This is a genomic window from Ideonella azotifigens (assembly GCF_006519715.1).
In the GTDB taxonomy this organism is placed as follows: Bacteria; Pseudomonadota; Gammaproteobacteria; order Burkholderiales; family Burkholderiaceae_C; genus Ideonella; species Ideonella azotifigens.
On record NZ_VIDT01000823.1, the window covers coordinates 1 to 2151 of the forward strand.

At 69.1% G+C, this 2151-nt stretch carries 3 protein-coding genes; all 3 read left to right on the forward strand.

The genetic code is table 11. The annotated features are described in order from the left end of the window. Positions 1–901, forward strand: a 901-nt coding sequence (locus tag FKP22_RS28070) for a DegT/DnrJ/EryC1/StrS family aminotransferase (protein WP_141291342.1), incomplete at its 5' end; no start/stop codon positions are given. 23 nt (positions 902–924) lie between these two features. Further along, positions 925–1764 carry an SIR2 family NAD-dependent protein deacylase gene (locus FKP22_RS28075; protein WP_141291345.1) on the forward strand — a complete coding sequence of 280 codons (840 nt, stop codon included), beginning with the start codon at positions 925–927 and terminating at the stop codon, positions 1762–1764. Between the two features lie 52 nt (positions 1765–1816). After that, on the forward strand, positions 1817–2122 hold the full coding sequence (locus tag FKP22_RS28080; protein ID WP_141291347.1) for a 2Fe-2S iron-sulfur cluster-binding protein: 306 nt from the start codon (positions 1817–1819) through the stop codon (positions 2120–2122). Positions 2123–2151 lie beyond the last annotated feature (29 nt).

Below are 2151 nucleotides of genomic sequence, written 5' to 3' on the forward strand. Positions count from 1 at the left end.
CTGGCACCAGGTGGCGCACGCCGTCGCGCTGGTCGGTGCGCGGGTGGTGTTCGCCGACATCAACTACTGGTCCGGCTGCCTGGACCCGGTGCGCGCCGAGGCCCGCATCACGCCGGCCACCAAGGCCTTGCTGGTGGGCAATGTCAACGGCCATCCGGCTGCGTGGAAGGAATTCCGTGCGCTGGCCGACGCCCGCGGCCTGGCGCTGATCGAGGACTCCACCGAGGCCATCGGCTCGCGCTACCAGGGCCGGCAGGTGGGCAGCTTCGGCGACCTGGCGGTGTTCGACTTCTCGCAGCCCTCGGCCCTGTGCTGCGGCGAAGGCGGCATGGTGCTGACCGACGACGACGCGCTGGCCAGCGAGCTGCGCTACCTGCGCACCCGCTCGCTGCGCGACCGGCGTTCGGTCTCGGTCGGCTCAAGGGTGCCGCTGCAGGCGGCCATCAGCGAGCCGACCGCCGCACTCGCTGCCGGCCAGCTGGCCCGGCTGGACGAGCTGCTGGCCACGCGCAAGCAGGTCGAGGGCTGGTACCAGGAGCAGATGCAGAGCTTCGAGGGCATCAAGCCGCCGTACATCGCGCCGGACGTGGACGAGGTGCACTGGATGCTCTACACGGTGCACCTGGGCAAGCGTTTCTCGGTCAGCACCTGCGAGCAGATCATCGACGACATGGCCGCGCAGTACATCGAGACCGTCCTCTACTGCCAGCCGCTGCACCAGCAGTTCCACTACATCCAGCAGGGCTGGCAGCGCGGCCAGCTGCCGCTGTGCGAGCGCATTGCCGACAGGGCCGTCTCCTTGCCCTTCCACGCCCACCTGGCGGCCGACCACGTCAAGTTCATCGTCAAGACGATGAAGGACAGTTCGGTCAACGTCGGCGCCGGTGCCGCCATCTACTGACACCGACTTTGGAAAGCATTGCCATGTCCGACCCGCTTCACACCCTTCCCGCGGCCTTGATCGAAGGCCTGGCCAGCGGCCAGCTCGCCCCCTATCTCGGCCCGCTGGTGCTGGAACTGTGCCCCACGCAGCCAGTGCCCGCCACGCCGCTGGCGCTGGCCGGCTTTCTCAATGCCAAGACCTCGGTGCCCGGCAAGATCCGCAACCGGCTCACCGCAGTGGCCCAGTTCATCGAGAACTTCAAGCACCGCAAGACCCTGGTCACCGCGATGAACGAGGCCTTTGCCGCCACGCCCCAGCCTTCGCCGCTGCACCGCTGGCTGGCCTCGCTGCCGGCGCCGCTGATCGTCGATACCTGGTACGACGACACCGTGCGCGCCGCACTTTCTGGCAGGGCCGACTGGGCCGAGGTTCAGGGCCTGTCGCAGTCCGAACACTTCGGCACCTGGACCGGCTGGTACCAGCCGGACGGCCAGCTCAGCCCCGACCCGCTGGCGCCCACCACCGTGCTCTACAAGCCCTGGGGCGGCCATGCGCCGGCCGGCAACTACCTGGTCTCGGACACCGACTACGTCGAGGTGCTGACCGAGATCGACATCCAGACCCCCATCCCCGCCGTGGTGCAGCAGCGCCGCGCTGCGCTGGGCTTCGTGTTCCTCGGCTGCCGCTTCAACGACCAGCTGCCGCGGGCCTTCGCGCGCCAGATCATGAAGCGCTCGGCCGGCCCGCACTTCGCGGTGCTGCCAGACGAGCCCACGCGCATGGAGCAGCGCTTCCTCGAAGAGCAGGGCATCACCCGCATTGCGCTGCCGCTGGCCGAGGTGGCCGCGCAGCTCGTTGCTGGTGTGCCGCAGCCGGCCTGAGCGCGCCGCTTCCTTCCTGTTTTCCCCACCCGCCCCATCCGGAGCCATCGCCATGACCACGCTCACCATCCTGCCTTCGGGCACCACCACCGAATTCACCGCCGGCACCTCGCTGCTGCAGGCCATCCTGGACGCTGGCGTCAAGCTGGTCAGCAAGTGTGGCGGCGAAGCCAAGTGCGGCGCCTGCCACCTGTTCGTCACCGAGGGCCGCAAGGGCATCTCGAAGATGACGCCGGCCGAAAACGCCCGGCTCGACAGCCTGATCGGCATCGGCAGCAAGTCCCGCCTGGCCTGCCAGGTCACGCTGCTGGGCACCGAGGCGGTCACCGTCGAGCTGCTCGGCGCGCTGTCGGGTTGAGCGAGGGAGTGGCCATGCTGGACCTGGCC